15 protein-coding genes are annotated in these 18,594 nt (G+C 47.2%); 6 read left to right on the top strand and 9 right to left on the bottom strand.

Annotated features, from left to right (window positions below):
• Positions 1-9: 9 nt before the first annotated feature.
• The 6 genes from ACKTT9_RS16155 to ACKTT9_RS16130 form a co-directional block, all read right to left on the bottom strand.
• Positions 10-426: a PaaI family thioesterase gene (locus ACKTT9_RS16155; RefSeq protein ID WP_407872348.1), complete on the bottom strand. Its 417-nt coding sequence runs from the start codon at positions 424-426 to the stop codon at positions 10-12.
• A 30-nt stretch (positions 427-456) separates the two neighbouring features.
• A complete protein-coding gene (locus tag ACKTT9_RS16150) occupies positions 457-2,127 on the bottom strand; it encodes a long-chain-fatty-acid--CoA ligase (RefSeq protein ID WP_407872347.1) in 1,671 nt (556 codons plus the stop codon).
• A gap of 35 nt (positions 2,128-2,162) precedes the next feature.
• A complete protein-coding gene (locus ACKTT9_RS16145) occupies positions 2,163-3,935 on the bottom strand; it encodes an acyl-CoA dehydrogenase family protein (protein WP_407872346.1) in 1,773 nt (590 codons plus the stop codon).
• Between the two features lie 123 nt (positions 3,936-4,058).
• Positions 4,059-5,240, bottom strand: a complete 1,182-nt coding sequence (locus ACKTT9_RS16140) for an acetyl-CoA C-acyltransferase (protein WP_407872345.1) — start codon at positions 5,238-5,240, stop codon at positions 4,059-4,061.
• Between the two features lie 106 nt (positions 5,241-5,346).
• On the bottom strand, positions 5,347-7,740 hold the full coding sequence (locus tag ACKTT9_RS16135) for a 3-hydroxyacyl-CoA dehydrogenase NAD-binding domain-containing protein (RefSeq protein WP_407872344.1): 2,394 nt from the start codon (positions 7,738-7,740) through the stop codon (positions 5,347-5,349).
• Positions 7,741-7,777: 37 nt separating this feature from the next.
• Positions 7,778-9,811, bottom strand: coding sequence for a (Fe-S)-binding protein (locus ACKTT9_RS16130; protein WP_407872343.1), 2,034 nt, complete (start codon positions 9,809-9,811; stop codon positions 7,778-7,780).
• Between the two features lie 245 nt (positions 9,812-10,056).
• Here ACKTT9_RS16130 and ACKTT9_RS16125 point away from each other — a divergent pair, with 245 nt between their 5' ends.
• From ACKTT9_RS16125 to ACKTT9_RS16110, 4 genes are all read left to right on the top strand, one after another.
• Positions 10,057-10,644 carry a TetR/AcrR family transcriptional regulator gene (locus tag ACKTT9_RS16125; RefSeq protein ID WP_157326655.1) on the top strand — a complete coding sequence of 196 codons (588 nt, stop codon included), beginning with the start codon at positions 10,057-10,059 and terminating at the stop codon, positions 10,642-10,644.
• Positions 10,645-10,683: 39 nt separating this feature from the next.
• Complete coding sequence (locus ACKTT9_RS16120; protein ID WP_407872342.1) at positions 10,684-11,448, top strand: electron transfer flavoprotein subunit beta/FixA family protein; 765 nt, start codon at positions 10,684-10,686, stop codon at positions 11,446-11,448.
• A gap of 19 nt (positions 11,449-11,467) precedes the next feature.
• A complete protein-coding gene (locus tag ACKTT9_RS16115) occupies positions 11,468-12,451 on the top strand; it encodes an electron transfer flavoprotein subunit alpha/FixB family protein (RefSeq protein WP_407872341.1) in 984 nt (327 codons plus the stop codon).
• Positions 12,452-12,719: 268 nt separating this feature from the next.
• Complete coding sequence (locus ACKTT9_RS16110) at positions 12,720-13,136, top strand: ester cyclase (RefSeq protein WP_407873050.1); 417 nt, start codon at positions 12,720-12,722, stop codon at positions 13,134-13,136.
• Positions 13,137-13,239: 103 nt separating this feature from the next.
• On the opposite strand, the gene ACKTT9_RS16105 is transcribed toward ACKTT9_RS16110, so the two are convergent.
• On the bottom strand, positions 13,240-14,292 hold the full coding sequence (locus ACKTT9_RS16105) for an alpha/beta fold hydrolase (RefSeq protein WP_407872340.1): 1,053 nt from the start codon (positions 14,290-14,292) through the stop codon (positions 13,240-13,242).
• Between the two features lie 206 nt (positions 14,293-14,498).
• On the opposite strand from ACKTT9_RS16105, the gene ACKTT9_RS16100 reads away from it, so the two are divergent.
• Complete coding sequence (locus ACKTT9_RS16100) at positions 14,499-15,221, top strand: HAD-IA family hydrolase (protein WP_407872339.1); 723 nt, start codon at positions 14,499-14,501, stop codon at positions 15,219-15,221.
• A 53-nt stretch (positions 15,222-15,274) separates the two neighbouring features.
• Here the strand turns inward: ACKTT9_RS16100 and ACKTT9_RS16095 are convergent, their stop codons facing one another.
• Positions 15,275-15,937: a TetR/AcrR family transcriptional regulator gene (locus tag ACKTT9_RS16095; RefSeq protein ID WP_315949638.1), complete on the bottom strand. Its 663-nt coding sequence runs from the start codon at positions 15,935-15,937 to the stop codon at positions 15,275-15,277.
• 252 nt (positions 15,938-16,189) lie between these two features.
• Here ACKTT9_RS16095 and ACKTT9_RS16090 point away from each other — a divergent pair, with 252 nt between their 5' ends.
• Entirely contained in the window at positions 16,190-17,158 is a 969-nt protein-coding gene (locus ACKTT9_RS16090; protein ID WP_407872338.1) for an SDR family NAD(P)-dependent oxidoreductase, read from the top strand.
• Between the two features lie 85 nt (positions 17,159-17,243).
• On the opposite strand, the gene ACKTT9_RS16085 is transcribed toward ACKTT9_RS16090, so the two are convergent.
• A complete protein-coding gene (locus tag ACKTT9_RS16085; protein WP_407872337.1) occupies positions 17,244-18,410 on the bottom strand; it encodes an iron-containing alcohol dehydrogenase in 1,167 nt (388 codons plus the stop codon).
• Positions 18,411-18,594: the final 184 nt, after the last annotated feature.

The raw sequence follows: 18,594 nt of genomic DNA, 5'->3' as shown, positions 1-18,594 counted from the left end.
CTCATCCTACTAAATCACACGAAATGTTCCAGTGCCCATAGTCCCTAAATTCCCTTCGCGATCCATCACTCGCCCTTGTGTTGTAATCATTTTGCGGGATTGATGAACCAGCTCAGCTGTAACAGTCAGCCGCCCCTCATACAGCGGAGCGACAAAATGAACGTTCAAATTCGTTGTAACAACCTTATCCTCCGGCCTTGCCGTCATAACGACAATCCCCATCGCATTATCCAGCAAAGAGGACAGAACACCGCCATGGACAATGCCAATCGGATTCAAATGATGAGGTTTTGCCTCCAAAGCGATCGTAATGATACCGTCTTTCAGATCAACAAATTCACAACCAAGAAACCCCCAAAACGTAGGTTCCGCCGCTGCGGCCAGCTGCTGCAGTCGTCTATTCAATCGCTCGTGAGTGTTATCCATAGGATTCCCCTCCACTTTCCTTGTAAAGGGCTACCCCTTTTTCTCTTCTTCTAGTAATTGCCTTCGCAATACTTTTCCAATCATCGTCTTGGGCAATGAATCCCGAAATTCCACTTTCCGTGGAACTTTAAAAGCCGCTAAGCGCTCACGGCACCACAGTTCAAGTTCTTTCTCCGTCAACGTCATACCGGGTTTCAACACTACAAAGGCTTTCACCGTTTCCCCCCGGTATTCATCCGGCACCCCAACAATCGTCGCCTCCAAAATAGCCGGATGCTCAAAGAGCACTTCCTCAATTTCACGGGGATAAATATTGAAGCCTCCGGCAATAATGAGATCCTTTTTACGGTCGACAATGGAGAAAAAGCCATCCTCATCCATGCGTCCCATATCTCCCGTGTAAAGCCAACCATCACGAATAGTCATCGCTGTTTCAAGCTCTCGCTGCCAGTACCCTTTCATCACCTGCGGGCCCTTGATCAGCAATTCACCGATTTCCCCAGTCGGCAATTCTTCTCCGGTATTCACATCAACCACTTTCGCCGCCGTGTCGGGTAAAGGTACACCGATCGAACCGATTTTGCGATAACCCCAAATGGGATTGGCATGCGTAACCGGTGAGGTCTCCGTTAACCCGTAGCCTTCAATGAGCTTACCTCCAGTCAAAGCCTCAAAACGTTCCTGAACTTCTAAAGGAAGTGGTGCCGAACCGCTTACACAGACATTAATGGACGAAATATCAACCTCTTTGACCCGTTTATGATTAATAATGGCAATGTACATGGTAGGCGCGCCAGGAAAAATCGTGGGTTTCATCTTATTTATCGTTTCTAAAATGAGGTCGATATCAAATTTGGGGATCAGAATTAACATGCCTGCCTGCAGCATGGATTGATTCAGCAAAACGGTTAAACCAAACACATGGAAGCAGGGAATCGCTCCCAGGAATCGTTCTCCACCCACTTGAATTTTATAGCACCATTTTGTCGTCTGATACGTGTTGGCGATCAAATTCGTGTGAGTCAACATGACACCCTTCGAAACCCCTGTTGTACCTCCAGTGTATTGAAGCAGGGCAATATCCGTATCCGCATCCGTCTCAACGCAAATCGGTCGCGCTGAAGCGGCACGCAGCAATTTTTTGAAAGCGTACACGCCTTCGCCATAAGCAACGTCCAGCTTTGCGCCTTCTTTTTTCATTTTAATCGGGTATAAGACATTTTTCGGAAAAGGCAGGTAATCCTTAATCGATGTCACAATGACATGTCGAATTAACGTCTGCGCTTTAGCCTTCTGCACACGATGAAATAATAAATCCAGTGTAACAATGACCTCTGCCCCAGAGTCGGAGAGCTGATGGACCAGCTCTCTCTCCATATACAGTGGATTCGTCATAACGACGATCCCGCCCATCATAAGCGTTCCGAAGTAGGCGATAATGGCGGACGGACAATTGGGCAGCATGATCGATACACGATCTCCTTGGCACACACCGAGTTCCTTCAAAACATTTGCAAAGCGATAAGACGCATCAAGCACCTCATGATAACGCATTGTTTTACCAAGGAAGTGCAAGGCTGGTCGGTCGGGATACTTATGCGCGGAATCTACCAACAAACGTGCAAGGTTAATCTTAGGGTACTCGTACGTCGGCGCCACTTCTTCTGGATAATGACGCAGCCAAGGCTTTGCCTCACTCATACAAACCATCCCCTTCAGGTTCTTCCCACGGATGACTAGACGATGAATTTCTCACCCTGAATAACACGTGCGGCGATGTCGCGCTTCAGCTGGGTTGTATTGACAGCACTGCGTCTTGACAGTTTTTTCAAAATCGATAATTGCGTCCGAAGAACATCTCCTTCTTCCATCGTACTGAGCGCTTCCTTCGCGTATGCCTCAATTTTGTCAAAAGCCTCATGCACGAAAACGGTTGTCACTTGAATCGCATTTTTCGCTTTCTCTTCTCCGCTCTTGGCAATCAGCTTTTGCGTACGCAGAAGTCCGCTCTCTCCAGCAAAAATCTGAATCATGATATCAGCCAAGTTGCTTAAGACCTCCTGATTTTTCTCCAAGGCCATGCCATACTTCTGAACGGCAAGGCCGCCAACCATCAAGAAAATTTTCTTCGCCATCGAGATCAGATGCGCCTCTTCAGCCAGTGTGCCTTCAAACGTCTGGCCTGGGACGATTGACAGCAATTCTCCTTGCAGCGCTTGCGCTTTTTGCATCAAAGGCAGCTCGCCTTTCATCGCTTTCTTCACTAATGTACCCGGTATAAGCAGACGGTTAATTTCATTTGTTCCCTCGAAAATCCGATTAATCCGTGAATCGCGATAAATGCGCTCTACTTTATACTCCTGAATGTAGCCGTATCCGCCATGAATTTGTACGCCTTCATCGGCAACAAAGTCCAAAACTTCCGATGCAAATACCTTATTAATCGAGCACTCCAACGCGTATTCAGAAATGCCCTTCGCCGAGTGCTTGCCGGCATCGAGACTTGTATGGTCAATGTCTTTCAGGATTTGATCCATCAGTCCCGTCGTTCTATAAACCATGCTCTCCAGCATAAAGGTTTGAATATTCATTTCAGCCAGCTTCTTCCCGATTAACGGGAATGTGGCTATCGGCGTATTGAACTGCTGGCGCGTATTCGCATATTTGGCCGACAATTCGATCGTTTCCTTGGATGCGCCCAAACAGCCTGTAGCCAATTTGTAACGGCCGATGTTCAAAATGTTAAAAGCAATCAGGTGACCCTTCCCTATTTCACCAAGCAAATTCTCCACAGGAACTTTGACATCTTCAAAATAAAGCGGTCTGGTTGATGAGCCTTTAATCCCCATCTTTTTCTCTTCCGGTCCCATCGTAAAACCCGGGTCGCCTTTTTCCACAATAAACGCCGTAAAATCCGTTCCATTAATTTTGGCATATACGATAAAAATGTCAGCAAAACCCGCGTTCGTAATATACAGTTTGGAGCCATTTAACAGGTAATGTTTGCCATCACTAGATAGACGCGCAGTCGTTCTTGCACCCAATGCATCCGAGCCGGATGTTGGCTCGGTTAAGCAGTAAGCCGCAATCTTGGCGCCTGTTGCAAGATCCGGCAAATATTTTTTCTTCTGCTCAGGAGTTCCAAAAAATACAATGGGAAGCGTTCCGATTCCAACATGCGCTCCAATCGATAAAGCAAAAGCAGACGCTTGTGCCAGATTTTCACTAATAATCGTGGAGCTAACCTTATCCAGTCCAAGACCGCCATAAATCTCCGGCACGTCAGCCCCGAGTAAACCAAGCTCACCGGCGCTTCGCATCAATTTAACCGTCAAATCGTAATTAAGCTTCTCGATATGCTCATCATTCGGCAGCACTTCGCCCGCCACAAAATCGCGCGTCGTCTCTGCGATCATGCGATGCTCCTCCGTAAAATCCTCCGGTGTCACGATATTGTGGAAATCGAGATCTGAAATGACAAAACTGCCGCCTACAACTTTATCTGACATGGTTCATCTCTCCTCAGATTGAATTGGACAAGGGTTAATAAATGATGAAAGAGTTGGAACAGGTGCAAGAGCTGAAAGTGTCTGCCCACGATGCTTAACTGGAAATACAGCTAAATTCGAGGGTCAAGCGTGGACCTGAAATACTCCAGCAGCGCCCATCCCACCGCCGATACACATCGATACTACGCCATAACCGCCACCGCGCCGCTGCAGCTCATGAATCAATGAGGTCGTCAGCTTCGCGCCGGTACATCCAAGCGGATGCCCGAGGGCAATGGCGCCGCCGTTCACATTCACCAGCTCCTCGTTCAATCCGAGCTCGCGAATAATATGCAAGCATTGCGAAGCGAATGCTTCGTTGATTTCAAACAGATTCACCTGATCTTGGGTGATCCCCGCCATCTGCAGCGCCTTCGGAATCGCCTTCACCGGGCCAACCCCCATGATTTCCGGCTCCACACCGGAAAGTGCAAAAGACTTGAACGTCGCCAGCGGCTTCAACCCGAGCGCCTCCGCGCGCTCGCGGCTCATCAGCACGGCCGCCGCTGCGCCGTCCGACGTCTGTGACGCGTTGCCCGCCGTAACCGTGCCGTTCAAGCTGAACGCAGGCTTCAGCTTGGCAAGCACTTCCACGGATGTATCGGGGCGAACGCCCTCATCCACGGCAAAAACAAACGAACGCTCAAACGCTTTGCCGCGTTCGTCAAGGCCCTTCACGCTCGTGGCCACCGGCACGATCTCATCCACGAACTTGCCGGCTGCAATCGCCGCAGCCGCCAGACGATGGCTTCGCGCCGCGAAGCCATCCTGCGCTTCGCGCGAGATACCGAAGCGCTGCGCTACAGCTTCGGCCGTATGCCCCATGCCCATGAACACTTCGGGCATGGTCTCAACAAGCTGCGGATGCGGCGAGAACTTGAAGCCCGTCATCGGGACGTGGCTCATGCTCTCTACGCCTCCGGCAATGATCACCTCCGCGTGGCCCAGCATGATGCGCTCCGCCGCATAAGCGATGGCCTGCAGCCCGGAGGAGCAGAAGCGATTGACCGTGATTGCCGGCACGGTCACCGGAAAGCCCGCATAAAGCGACATCGTGCGGGCGAAGTTAAGCCCTTGCTCGCCCTCCGGCATCGCACAACCGATGATGATATCGTCAACATCGCCTTTATCGAGGCCAGGAGCCCTCCGCACAGCCTCCTCCAAGACGGCTTTGCCCAGATCCTCCGCTCTCGTTTGAGCGAAGCTGCCTTTCTTTGCGCGTCCGACGGCGGTGCGCGTAATCGATACAATGACTGCTTCCTTCATCGTTTCTCACCTCAATTAGAGTAGTAAGGCGTGCTCTTTATGAATTTCCGTTTGAATTTTTGTTCCTATTTACATTTCCATTCATCTCTCCCTACGCTTACACCACTTAGTTGCGCAGCGGTTTTCCCTTAGAAAGCATATATTGCATGCGTTGTTGTGTTTTCAACTCCCCGCACAGGCTGAGGAAAGCTTCTCTTTCCAGATCAAGCAAATATTGCTCGGTGACCAGCGTGCCAGCCGGTACATTGCCACCTGCAAGCACATGCGCTAACTTATTTGCGATAAGTACATCATGGTCACTGATATAGCCGCCTTGCTTCATGGAGTACGCGCCAACTTGCATGACCGCTTTGCCATTTTCGCCGACAACGCGGATCTTTTCTCGCACAGGTGGGGTATAACCCGCCGCATCCATGCGCAGAACGGCTTGTTTGGCTTCATAAATCCGATGATCCGGATTGATAACAACCGTATCTTGAGGCCGCATATACCCGAGCCGTTTCGTATCATGCCCGCTTGTCGACACCTTGGCCATCGCCACGGTCTCAAAGCTTGCGTTGATCCATGGTTGCAGATCCACTTCTGGATCGCGCACCAAAGAGCTTGCCCTTAGCGCCAGTTCCTTACAGCCGCCACCGGCAGGAATTAAGCCCACGCCAACTTCAACGAGCCCATAATACGTCTCCGATGAGAAAATGATTTGATCGGCCGGCATACAAGCTTCAACACCGCCGCCGAGCGTCATTTTATGAGGCGCTGCCACTACCGGTTTATCCAATCCTTTAAGCTTCATCATGGAGTTTTGAAATAAGCGAATAATGCCGTCCACTTCATCCCATTCGCCATCTTGCGCTTCCATAAGCAGCAGCATTAAGTTGGCGCCGACACAGAAATTTTTCCCTTCGTTTGCGACGACAAGCCCACGGTAATTGCTGCGAACTTCATCAACGCTCATCTGAATCATCGTGAGAATATCTCCGCCTACGGCGTTGTTGGGAGATTGAAACTCCAAGCAGGCAACTCCATCGCCAATATCAATTAAATTTGCGCCGCTATTCGAACGAATAACTTTCTTTTGCTGTTTTAAAGCTGCCAAAGAAATCAACTCGGGTCTTGATTCAATACCTTTACACTCATTTTTTAAATAGTAGAAGCCTTGCCCTTCTTTACTTGTATAAAAGCTGTCGTTGCCCGCAGCAATCCAAGCTTTAACCCAGTCAGGCACCTCGCTGCCCTCCGCCTCCATACGCTCCACAGAACGCTTAAGTCCAATAGCATCCCATGTTTCAAAAGGCCCCAAATCCCAGTTAAATCCCCATTTGAGCGCATTATCGATTTCGACGATGGAGTCTGCGATCTCATCCAACTTTGCAGCCGAGTACAGCAGCACCGGTTTCAAAATGTTCCACGCCAGCTCCGAGTATCGGTCTTTGCCACCTAGCAGCGCCTTAAGCTTTCCGCTTGCGCCTTTGGCCTGCTTAGCTCCTTCAAGGGAGACTGAACTGATTTTCCGGCCTGCTGCATACGTCATGCTGTTTACATCTAGCGACTGGATTTCTTTACCAGTTTCACTTTTCACTTTTTTATAAAAGCCTTGACCTGTTTTTTCGCCGATCCAACCCTTTTCCACCATGGTCTGTAAAATAGCCGGTGTGTCGAAAACAGCCTTCTCGCTTGGATCCGTTACAAGCCCAAACACGTTATTCGCGACATGTACAAAAGTATCCAGACCAACGAGATCTAGCGTTCGGAATGTCGCACTTTTCGGCCGGCCCATGGCAGGACCTGTCACGGCATCGACTTCTTCGACGGAATATCCGTTGGCGATCATTTCACGCAGTGTAACTAAAAGTCCGTAAGTGCCAATCCGATTTGCAATAAAATTCGGTGTATCCTTGGCTTGCACGACGCCCTTTCCTAATTTTTTCTCGCAAAACTCCGTCATGAAAGAAATAATCGCCGGATCTGTGTATTGACTTGGAATGACTTCCAGAAGCTTCATATAACGAGGCGGATTAAAGAAATGAGTGCCTAAGAAATGTTTTTTAAATTCATCGCCTACGTTCTGGGTCATTGCATGAATCGAAATACCGGAGGTGTTAGACGAGACGATCGTCCCGGGCTTCCATACCTTTTCAATTCGGCTTAATAACTGCTGCTTCGCCTGTAAATTTTCCACGATGACTTCAATGATCCAATCTACCTGGCCGAGCTTTGCCAAATCATCTTCCAAGTTGCCTGGTGTAAGTCGGTCGATGAAAGCCTCACTGTATAAGGGGGCCGGGTTCGTTTTTTTGAGCTTATCCATCGCGCTAACCGCAAGACGGTTCCGTACTTTTGGATGCTCCAACGTTAATCCTGCGGCTTCTTCTTGTGGCAGTAATTGGGCCGGCACCATATCGAGCAATAAGACGGGAATGCCTGCATTTGCCAAATGGGCAGCTATGCCGGAGCCCATCACACCGGAGCCGATAACGGCAGCAGTACGAATCTTTGTCATATGGAAATTTCCTCCTACATGAAATTTTCAGACTGTCTTACGCAGTTCCAAATACAGATAAGGCTAGAATTTCAGCGATATCTCGCGCTTTAACCTGCTCCTCAACCTCCTTCAGCTTCGTGCCATCCTCGACCATCGTTAAACAATAGGGACAGGCTGAAGTGATCACCGTCGGCTTCACACTCAATAGTTGTTCCGTGCGCGCTACATTAACGCGTGTGCCGGCCGTTTCTTCCATCCACATCATGCCGCCACCGGCACCACAGCACATACTGTTTTCACGGGAACGCGGTTGCTCCACGAGTACGGCCCCTGGAATCGCACGCAAAATGCTGCGTGGTTCCTCATACACCTCGTTGTAACGGCCCAAGTAACAAGAATCGTGATACGTGATGCGTTCATGCACCTCGTATTGCGGCTTCAAACGGCCTTCTTTCACCCATAAATCAAGCAGTTCCGTGTGATGAAAAACGTCGGCCTCCAGGCCAAATTCGGGATATTCATTTTTGAAAATATGATACGTGTGTGGACAGGTCGTTACGATTTTCTGAACTTTATACTTTTGAAAAGTCGCAATATTGTCAGCACACAACTGTTGAAAAAGAAATTCATTCCCCATACGACGGGGGGTATCCCCGGAATTTTTCTCCTCATTCCCCAATATCGCAAAGGAGATGCCGGCTTCGTTCATCAGCTTTACAAAAGCATGCGTAATTTTACGGCTGCGGTTATCATACGACCCCATTGAGCCCAGGAAAAAGAGATACTCAAAATCGGGATTATCCTTCACCGTACGAACATTCAGTTCATTTCCTGGATCTACTTCCTTCACCCATTTCACGCGATCATTTCGGGAGATTCCCCATGGATTCCCTTGACGCTCAATGTTTTGCAGGGCACGCTGCCCGTCATGCGGCATACTGCCTTGCGTCAACACCAGGTGTCTGCGCAGATCGACAATTTTATCTACATGCTCATTGCCAACTGGACATTGGTCTTCACAATTGCGGCAGGTTGTGCAAGCCCATAGCTCCTCCTCGGTGATGACACCGCCGATCAGTTCCACCTCCAGCGGGTTATGCCCGCTATGTGTTGCAAATGCTGCCGCCGGAACCCACGGCGATTTGGATGTGATAGCAGCGCCCTTTTCCGTCAAATGATCACGAAGCTTCGTAATCAGATGCATGGGGGAAAGCAGCTTGCCGGTCGTATTGGCCGGGCAAACATTCGTGCAGCGCCCGCACTCTACACAAGAGTAGAAATCAAGCATCTGCTTTTGCGTAAAATCCTCCACTTTGCCGACACCAAATGATTCTGCCTCTTCATCCTCCAAGTCAAGCGAAGCCAGTTTGCCGGTAGGCTCTGTGCGCCGTAGCAATATGTTTAGAGGGGCCGTAATGATATGAAAATGTTTGGATTGCGGAACATAGATCAGAAAAGACAGCAAAATCAGCAAATGCATCCACCAGCTGACATAAAATCCTATGGTCGCCCCAATGTGCGAAAGACCGCTAAACATCCCGGCAAAAACGGATGAAATGGGCGCATAACCGGAAGCTCCCAGCCCCTCTCGCACCCGTTCAAAACCCCCGCTTACTACAACGGACAGCATGAGGAAAAAGATAAAAAACACGACAATGCTGGGCTTCCAGCCCCGTTTTAGACGCTTAAGCTTTTCAATATAACGGCGATAAGTCGCATACCCCATAGCCAGCAGAATCAGCGCAACCGTCACTTCCTGGATAAAAGTAAAATATTCGTACCCGGGTATTGGCAGCCCACGGCCGATTAATCCTTTTAGAATCAGATCAAGCGCTCCTAGCTGTAAAATAAGAAAACCATAAAAGATAACGATGTGCATGATCCCGCTTTTCTTATCCTTCAATAGTTTCGTCTGGCCAAACACTTGAATGGCAAACTCCTTCAACCGGGCTTTTGCTTCTTTCTTCAAATTCACTGATTTACCTAACTGGATGTACAAATATCGGTGGTACACAATTCGGCCAAATAAGAACAACGCATAACCGGTAACCGCTAGAAACAATACAAACTGAATGAGCGAACCAATCATAGAGGACCTCCTCACCTGAAAAGATAGCGCTTACATGGAAGCATCGTAAAAAAGCAAGTTCCATATGCCCCTATTTCCAGAGTTGAAAAATGCTTAATCATTCGTGTAAGCCGGCTAACTTTCTTACTTGCTTCTTAAGCTGAATAAGTCGTTGACAAGGCGTACTACGTATTTTATGATGAAATTACAAAAATGAATGAGTATTCATTCACCGATAATTGTATCTTAACACCGAGGTGATCTCCTTGACAAGTAGCAAAAAACCAGACAAGTATTACGCCATTCTCGAAGGCGCTCTGAAAGTATTTGCAGAGAACGGCTTTCACAAATCACAAGTATCCCGAATTGCCAAGGAAGCCGGTGTGGCTGACGGAACCATCTACTTATATTTCAAAAAGAAGGAGGATATCTTGACCAGCCTGTTCCAAGAGAAATTAGGCGAGCTTGTAGAGAAGTTTAACAGTGGCGTCAACGAACAGATGACAGCGAAAGAAGCCCTTTATAAAGTTTGTGAAATTCATTTCAGCGAGCTTGAAGGGAATGTCAATCTTGCCTTTCTCACGCAAATCGAATTGCGACAAAGCGATTTGGAGCTGCGCAAAGAGATTGGCCTTGCACTCAAGAGATATATTATCCTCATTGAAAATATATTAGAAAGAGGCAAACAAGACGGGAGCTTCCGCGCCGATTTTGATGCGAAACTCGTAAGGCTTCTCATCTTTGGAGGCATGGATGAAGTTGTGACCTCCTGGCTCATCTCCGGGCAAAAGTATTCCTTAACCGCTCAAGTCGGCCCTACGGTTAACTTTTTCATGAAAGGCATCGAGGCTTAAGGGTCTGTATAACATGTATATTCAGGAAGGAGCTTGGCTATGGACATTTTTGTATTATTGAAGCAAACCTTTGATACAGAGGAGAAAATTGTTCTGCAAGCAGGAAGCGTTCAAGAGGATGGCGCCAAATTCGTCATTAATCCTTATGATGAATACGCTGTGGAGCAAGCCATTCAGCTGCGAGATGAATTCGGAGGCAAAGTCACCCTCCTCTCCGTAGGTCCCGACAGGACGGCTGAAGCCCTTCGTACCGCACTGGCTATGGGGGCAGATGAGGCTGTTCTTATCACCGATGAGCGCATTCAAGGCGATGAATACGAGGCTGCTGAAATTTTAGCACAATACCTGCGCAGTCAGTCTTTCGACCTCTTGCTAGGCGGTAACTTCTCTGTAGACAATGGTGCTGGGCAAGTGGCCATTCGGTTAGCCTCTCTTCTTGATTTACCGCATGTTGGATCCATTACAAAACTTGAAATCTCGGGTGGCGGAGCGGTTGCCCACCGTGATGCGGAAGGGGATATTGAAGTTGTCGAGGTTCCGCTCCCAGCTCTTTTCACTGCACAGCAAGGTTTGAATGAGCCTCGTTACCCTTCCCTGCCAGGCATCATGAAAGCTAAGAAGAAGCCGTTTCAACACTTAACCCTTGATGACATTGAAGGCGCCGTCTCAGCCACCGCCAAGACGACAAGACTTGAATTAACACTGCCTCCTGAACGCCAAGCTGGCCGCATTCTCAAAGGCGAAATCGCGCAGCAGGTGACGGAGCTTGTCCAAGCGTTACGCAACGAATCCAAAGTGATTTAACGAAGGGGAGGCTACGATCATGGCTAAAACATTTCTCGTTGTCGCCGAAGCTCGCGGAGGCAAGCTGCGCCAAGTATCCTTTGAAGCCTTACGTGCTGCGCAGTTGTCTGCTGCGGAAGGCGATGCGATTCACGCTGCACTCATTGGCGGGAGCGGCACCAAAGCTCTAGCAGGCGAACTTGCTGCATATGGCGCGGAATCCATCTATGTTGTTGAAGATGCCGCTCTTGATAACTACAACTCGGAAGCCTATCTCAGCGCATTGCTAGCCATAACTGGCGTTGCGAAGCCTGATGCCTTATATTTCGGCCATACGGCTGCTGGCCGAGATCTGGCACCGCTGGCCGCAGCGAAGCTTGGCGCCGGCCAGCTGTCGGACGTGACGGCGGTCTCGCGCAGCGGCGATCGCGTCGAATTCACCCGGCCGCTTTACGCTGGCAAAGCTGTGGAGAAGAAAGCGTTTACCGATCCGGATGGCCCATGGGTCGTCACGATCCGACCGAACAACATCGCGCCGCAAGCGCCAGACGCCACGCGTCAGGCTTCGGTCATCGATGTTGCCTACCCAGCCCCCTCCCTGCGCAGCATCATTCGGGAGGTGGTTAAAAAAACGTCCGGCGCCATCGACTTGGCAGAAGCCAAGATCGTTGTCTCCGGCGGACGGGGCGTGCGCAGCGCCGAAGGCTTCCAGCCGCTCGAAGAGCTGGCTGCCGTCTTGGGCGGCGCTGTCGGGGCATCCCGCGGAGCTTGCGACGCGGGCTACTGCGAATACGCGATGCAAATCGGCCAGACCGGCAAGGTGGTGACGCCGGAGATCTACATCGCGTGCGGCATTAGCGGCGCCATCCAGCACCTTGCGGGGATGAGCTCCTCGCGCGTCATCATCGCGATTAACAAGGATGCCGAGGCGCCGATCTTTAAAGTAGCCGACTACGGCATTGTCGGCGATCTGTTCGAGGTCGTGCCGCTGCTGACCGAGGAGTTCCGGCAGCTGCTGAAATAGCTGCTCAGCTACTAGCTGCATAAACAGCCAAACTGGCGATCTTAGGGAACTGTGATCCGCTAATTCCCCCTTTCGGGGTGGATTAGCAGGTCTCCTGGGCAAATAGAGCCCTGCAGTTCCCCTAGATCTCACGTTTGGCTGTTTTAGCCTGAATAGCTCTCTCTAGTTCCTTTTTCCGGTTCGCCGAACGAACTCTTCTCTTGAAATTCTTCTGCTATTCCAGTAAACTCATCATACATTCCAGATGTTAGGAGTTCTCATCATGTCCATGACCCCAACCGAAGTTGTTCAACATTTTTTTGCGAAAGCTCGCTCCGGTATACAACCTGATGCCGCTCATGATTATATGGCTGAGCACGTGCTGGCCCATCAAATGACGGGAGAAAACGAAACCACCGTTCACCGCACACCGGCCAATTATGCGGATCATGTCAGGGAGATGATTGCCGCTTACGGTGATTTCCAGCTCGAAATCCAAGAAATGATCGCGCAGAATGATCGTGTCTACGTACGCTGGAAGCAAACCGGCACACATATCGGCGAAGTAGACGGATATGCGCCTACAGGCAAAGCGATTATCGAGATTGCAAGCGCTGTTTATCGCATCGAAAACGAACGAATCGTCGAATACTGGATTCAAATTGACCGCGAAGGCATCCGTTTGCAGCTTCAGCGAAATGCTTAAACCCCTCTCATTTCCACGCTTACAAAATCAAAAAAACACATCGTCGCCCATTTATTGGGATGCGATGTGTTTTTGCATATTAATCCATGTATTTACTAACCTGTTATCGAAAAAACTCCTTAAACTGTTTAATGACTTCTTCAGGCTGCTCTTCTGCAATCCAATGTCCGGTTTTTTTAAGTTCAACCACTTTCGGATTCCTTGTATTTTCCTTTAGGAAAGGACCCAGATCGCTAATGCCCGTTGAACCATAGATACCCAAGACCGGCATAGATAGTTTTTTATAGGTGTTGAAATCGTCGATATCCTGGCGAAATGTACGAAACCAATCATTAGCTGCGCGAAGTGCATCAGGTTTTGCATAGGCCGCGAGATAGATCGCTTTTTCTTGTGGGGTAAGAGCAGGTTTGTCATAGGATAAATAATCGTAAGCCCAATTGTAGGCTATGTCTAGATTTTTACCATGCAGTAATTGTTCCGGCAAATTGGGTACAGCGTTAAACGCCCACCACCACGGAAACTTTACACGGGCTGGATTATTCTCATCGTACGAGCCAGATGGTGCCACGAGAGGTAACTTCAGCATGTTGTTGTCTGGATGTGAAATGTCAAGCATGGCTAGTTTTTTTGTGGCTTGCGGGTAATTGGCTGCGAAAGCATAAGCAACCGTGGACCCGATATCATGGCCTGCAATATAAATATTCTTATAGCCCAGCTCGTTCATCAATGCATAAATATCGGATGCCATCGTTTTCTTGTCATAGCCGGTTGTAGGCTTATCGGAACTGCCCATTCCTCGAATATCGATGGAATAAACATGATAATGCTTAGCTAACTCAGGCATTATTTTGCGATATTCATACCACGTTTCGGGCCATCCTGGCAGCAAAAATAGCGGTTCGCCTTTGCCGCCTTCTACATAGTGAAGTTTGATTCCATTGACCGTTTTAGTTCCATTCTGAAAGCCCGGAAGCGTTTTAACTAGTTCTTCGTCCTGATTATCGTTACTACCCGATTCCGAAGTCGCAGTAATAAATGTCGGTTCTGCTGCCGTTGCGACATTTTGCTTGTAGGTTGCCAAGCTTACGGGGAGAAGCATTAGCGTTATGATCAGCAGTCTCGCCATCCTTAGAGCCTTAAATTGAGTTCTTGGCATCACAATTCCTCCAATGTCTTCATCATTTCTCCATCAGAAGTTAAGTTTCCCTAGCACATTAACCCATATACAAGACGTTAGGCGCAAGAATTAGATCTTTAGAACATTCTCTCCGTTCAGCTTTCACTTTTAAATTAGCCATATGGATTCTTATTAATGAATATAATAATGAAATTGCACATTCTACACACTGCAAGGGGGTTCTCATGGATATTTCAAAAATAAAAATTATTATGTTTGATACGTTTGGTACTGTGATGGATTGGCACGGTGCTATTGTAGATACCGGTATTTGTTTAGGAAATAAGTATGGTTTCTCGATAGATTGGAATTCCTTTGCAAATTCATGGAGAGTGGAAAGTTATATTAATGCAGTGGATGAAATAGTCAAAGGTTTAAGGCCCTGGGAAACAAATGATGTGATTAATAAAAGAAAATTACTTGAGTTAATTGAGCGTTATAGAATCTCGTTTATGAGTACAGAGGATGTCGAAAAACTTAATTTAATTTGGCATCGGTTAAGGCCATGGTGCGATTCTTTACCTGGTTTATTACAACTGAGCAAAAAATATAGGTTAGGTCCCTTCTCTAACGGTGATTTTAGACTTTTACTAGATATGGAGAAATATTGGAACCTACCATGGGACTTTATTATATCAGGTCAAATGTTTAAAAAATTTAAGCCTGATCCAACTATTTATGTGGATGCAGTGAATCTCCTTGGTGGAAATCCTCAAGAAATATTGATGGTTGCAGCTCATCCTACAGACTTGGACGGTGCTGCTAATGCTGGCATCTCAACGGTATATATTCCTCGCCCAAACGAATTTGGTAAACATAGCGGCTACGTTGAATCACCGGGGAATACTAATCCAGATTTGATAGTAAGTGACCTTGTATGCTTAGCAAATATTTTAGGAACATGTTAGCAGCTTCTACGATATCTAGAAGTCTTTACGCAACTGAAGCTGAATGGATTAGTTTACATAAGCGTCCGATTGAATTTTTCTGATAGCCGATCTATAACGGAATTAATATTGGCATCATCAACAAGCGAAATTTTATCAGCTTTAAATAGCTGTATTTTTTTAAACTGATAATAGTCGTTCAGCACTTCCTTTATTGTTGTTTGATTGTTGAGCAAATATCTAACACTAGTGATTTCGTGTAGCAGAAGATCATCTTGCAGCAAAATAAACTTTTCGTTGATTGTGTTAAAAATGCCCTTGTCTTTTCCTTGTCGATAAAAGCGGAGAGAATTTTCTTCGCGCTTCTGCAATACGCCCTTAAGCATGTTGTAGAGGTCAGGATACGCTATTTGCAAATCTTTCATTAAAACGTCAGTAATATACTCTACGAGTGATACTGATTGTTCAAACAGCTGCTGAAACCAGACGCAAAAATACGATTCATCTTCGTTTTCTTTACTCTCCTCAAGCCTTTCGATGTAATCAACGATCATGCGAACTACACCATCCATAACATCCTCTTTAGATGGAAAATGCCTATACATAGTTGCTCGACTTACGTCCATATTTTTCGCGATATCGTCCATCCTTAAATGTTGAAAACCGTCTCTACTGACGGATACAATTAGTTTCTTTAGTAGTTTCGTTTTAGCATCCTGTTTTACTGGGGCATTCATTTTAAATTCCTCCTTCAATCTTTCTATTCTACAATACAGTTTAATCAAATGAAACATTTGATACATTTGAGACGTTTAATACACTTTTTGTTTACTTAGTATCTATATCGTGCTATGATGTGATCATTCTTCAAGTCTCTTCTTTAGCGATTGACCCCGAAATGGTGGATCGATTTGGCGAGTTAGGAGAACGATTGATTAGTATGTAATTCATTATTAAAGCGCAATATTATTCAGAGGAGGAATTAAATCATGACGACTCACAACGAATACAGAATTACTCCACAAACACCGATCTCATCGGGCTTTGGCGCGGAAACGACCGCTTTGGAAATTGTTAACGGCATAAATCTAAACGGTAAAATCGCAATCGTAACCGGTGGACATTCCGGTATTGGTCTTGAAACGACTCGGGCGCTGGCAGCGGCTGGCGCTACAGTCATAGTAGCAGCTCGTACTCCCGAGCAAGCCGGTACCGCTCTTGCCGGTATTACTGGCGTAGAAATAGAAAAACTCGATCTGTCTGATCCTGCGTCCATCGACAAATTCGCTCAACATTTTCTTGATTCCGGCAGACCGCTTCACTATTTGTTCGCAAACGCGGGTATTATGGCACCTCCACTAGTTCGCGATGCACGCGGCTATGAATCTCAATTTGCTACGAATCACTTGGGCCACTTCCAATTGACATTGCGTCTATGGTCGGCATTGAAGCAAGCAAGGAACGCTCGAGTCATATCGCTTTCCTCAGCTGGAGTTCGTTTCGGCGGTGTTGACTTCGAAGATCCTAACTTTGAAAAGCACGAATACGATAAATGGAAAGCTTACGGCCAGTCAAAATCGGCCAATGCTTTGTTTGCGGTCGGCCTGGACAAGCGCGGGTATGCGGATGGAATCCGTGCGTTCTCCGTGCATCCAGGCCGAATTGACACTGAACTTGCTCGTTTTTTATCTGATCAAGAGCGTGGTGTTGGTGGCATATTCAAAACAACAGAGCAAGGAGCAGCAACAAGCGTTTGGTGTGCAACAAGCCAGCAGTTGGAAGGAAAAGGCGGCGTATACTGCTTGGACTGCAACATTGCTGAGTTAATCGCTGACTTTAAGATGGGAGATATGAGCCAACAGTATCATGGCGTTCTTCCTTGGGCCGTCGACCCTGACATGGCAGAACGCTTGTGGATCATGAGCGAGGAAATGACCGGCGTGAAAATTGAAGGCTAAACTGATTCTATATGAACCATTAGTTTAGGCACTAGCTAATGTAAAAACGGGCTGTCTCATCTTGAGACAGCCCGTTTTGCGTACATTATAAAGAATTTCTCAAAATCTTTCTGACATCTTCTTTTGAAAGAGGGACATAGCTCCCTATTTGATCGGCAAGCATAGACCTTTCTGTCATCAATTCAATTTCCTTGTCATCGATGCCATAATCCGACAGCTTCGTAGGCGCTCCAATGGATTCCCAAAAATTCTTGAGAGACTGAATCGCTTCCGCTGCTAATTGGGCATCCGTTTTTCCTGTTGGATCCAGATCGAATACACGAACACCCAACTGTGCGACTTTCTCTGGACGTACCGCCGCGACATGTTCCATCCAGTGCGGGGCAATGATCGCAATCCCACCGCCATGAGGGATGTCATGGACAGCTGATACGGCATGTTCAATTAGATGAGTCGACCAATCCGGACTGACACCCATTGCAGTTAGCCCATTTAAAGCAAGTGTTCCGTTTAATAACATGATCTCGCGATATTCGTAATTGTTCAGATCGTTCACCAGCTTAGGCGCGGTCTCGATAACGGTGCGAAGAATCGCTTCTCCGATTCTTTCTTGAAGAGGGGCATTGCTCGAACCATGAAAATATTGTTCAAAGACATGTGACATAATATCAACACTGCCGTATACCGTTTGATCACGAGGTACAGAGATTGTAAGCTCTGGATCTAGAACACTGAATTTTGGAAGCACATAATTAGAGTTAAAGAATGCTTTCGTATTCGTTTCCCAATTCGTAATGACGGAATTTCCGTTCATTTCTGATCCCGTTCCCGCTATCGTTATAACTGTGCCAATCGGTACGGAATTAGAAGGGGCACTCACCTTACTAGTCACGATATCCCATACGTCGCCATCGTATGGCACACCCGCGGCAATGGCTTTAGCACCATCAATGACGCTGCCGCCGCCCACTGCAAGAATAAAATCAAGCTGATTTTCTCTTATGAGGTTAATCCCTCTTTGCACGGTTGTTAGTCGTGGATTCGGTTCAACCCCTCCTAATTCAATGACAAATGCACCGATTTCCTTCAGTTCATTGATAACTTTATCGTACAGTCCAATTTTTTTTATGCTTCCTCCACCGTACACTAGCAAGATGCGTTTGCCGTAAGCAAGAATTTCTTTTTTCAGGCTGCTTATTTGACCCTTTCCAAACAAAAGTTTAGTCGGGTTTTGAAATTCAAAGTTTTGCATATTCGTTATTCCTCTCTCCATTGAGATTATATTTGTTGACCAAGTCATTCATAAATTGTGCCAAATGTGTTGAAATGCACATCACCTCCTTTAAACAAACATTCATATATTACAAATTATCAATATGATTTGATAAAAAAATTTATATTTTGCAAATTGTCGATATGTTAGCTCTAAGAAAAAT

The organism is Paenibacillus sp. P36, from assembly GCF_045866505.1.
Classification (GTDB): domain Bacteria; phylum Bacillota; class Bacilli; order Paenibacillales; family NBRC-103111; genus Paenibacillus_E; species Paenibacillus_E chondroitinus.
Note: the sequence above shows the minus strand (reverse complement) of the source record. Positions and strands in the feature narration are given on the sequence as shown.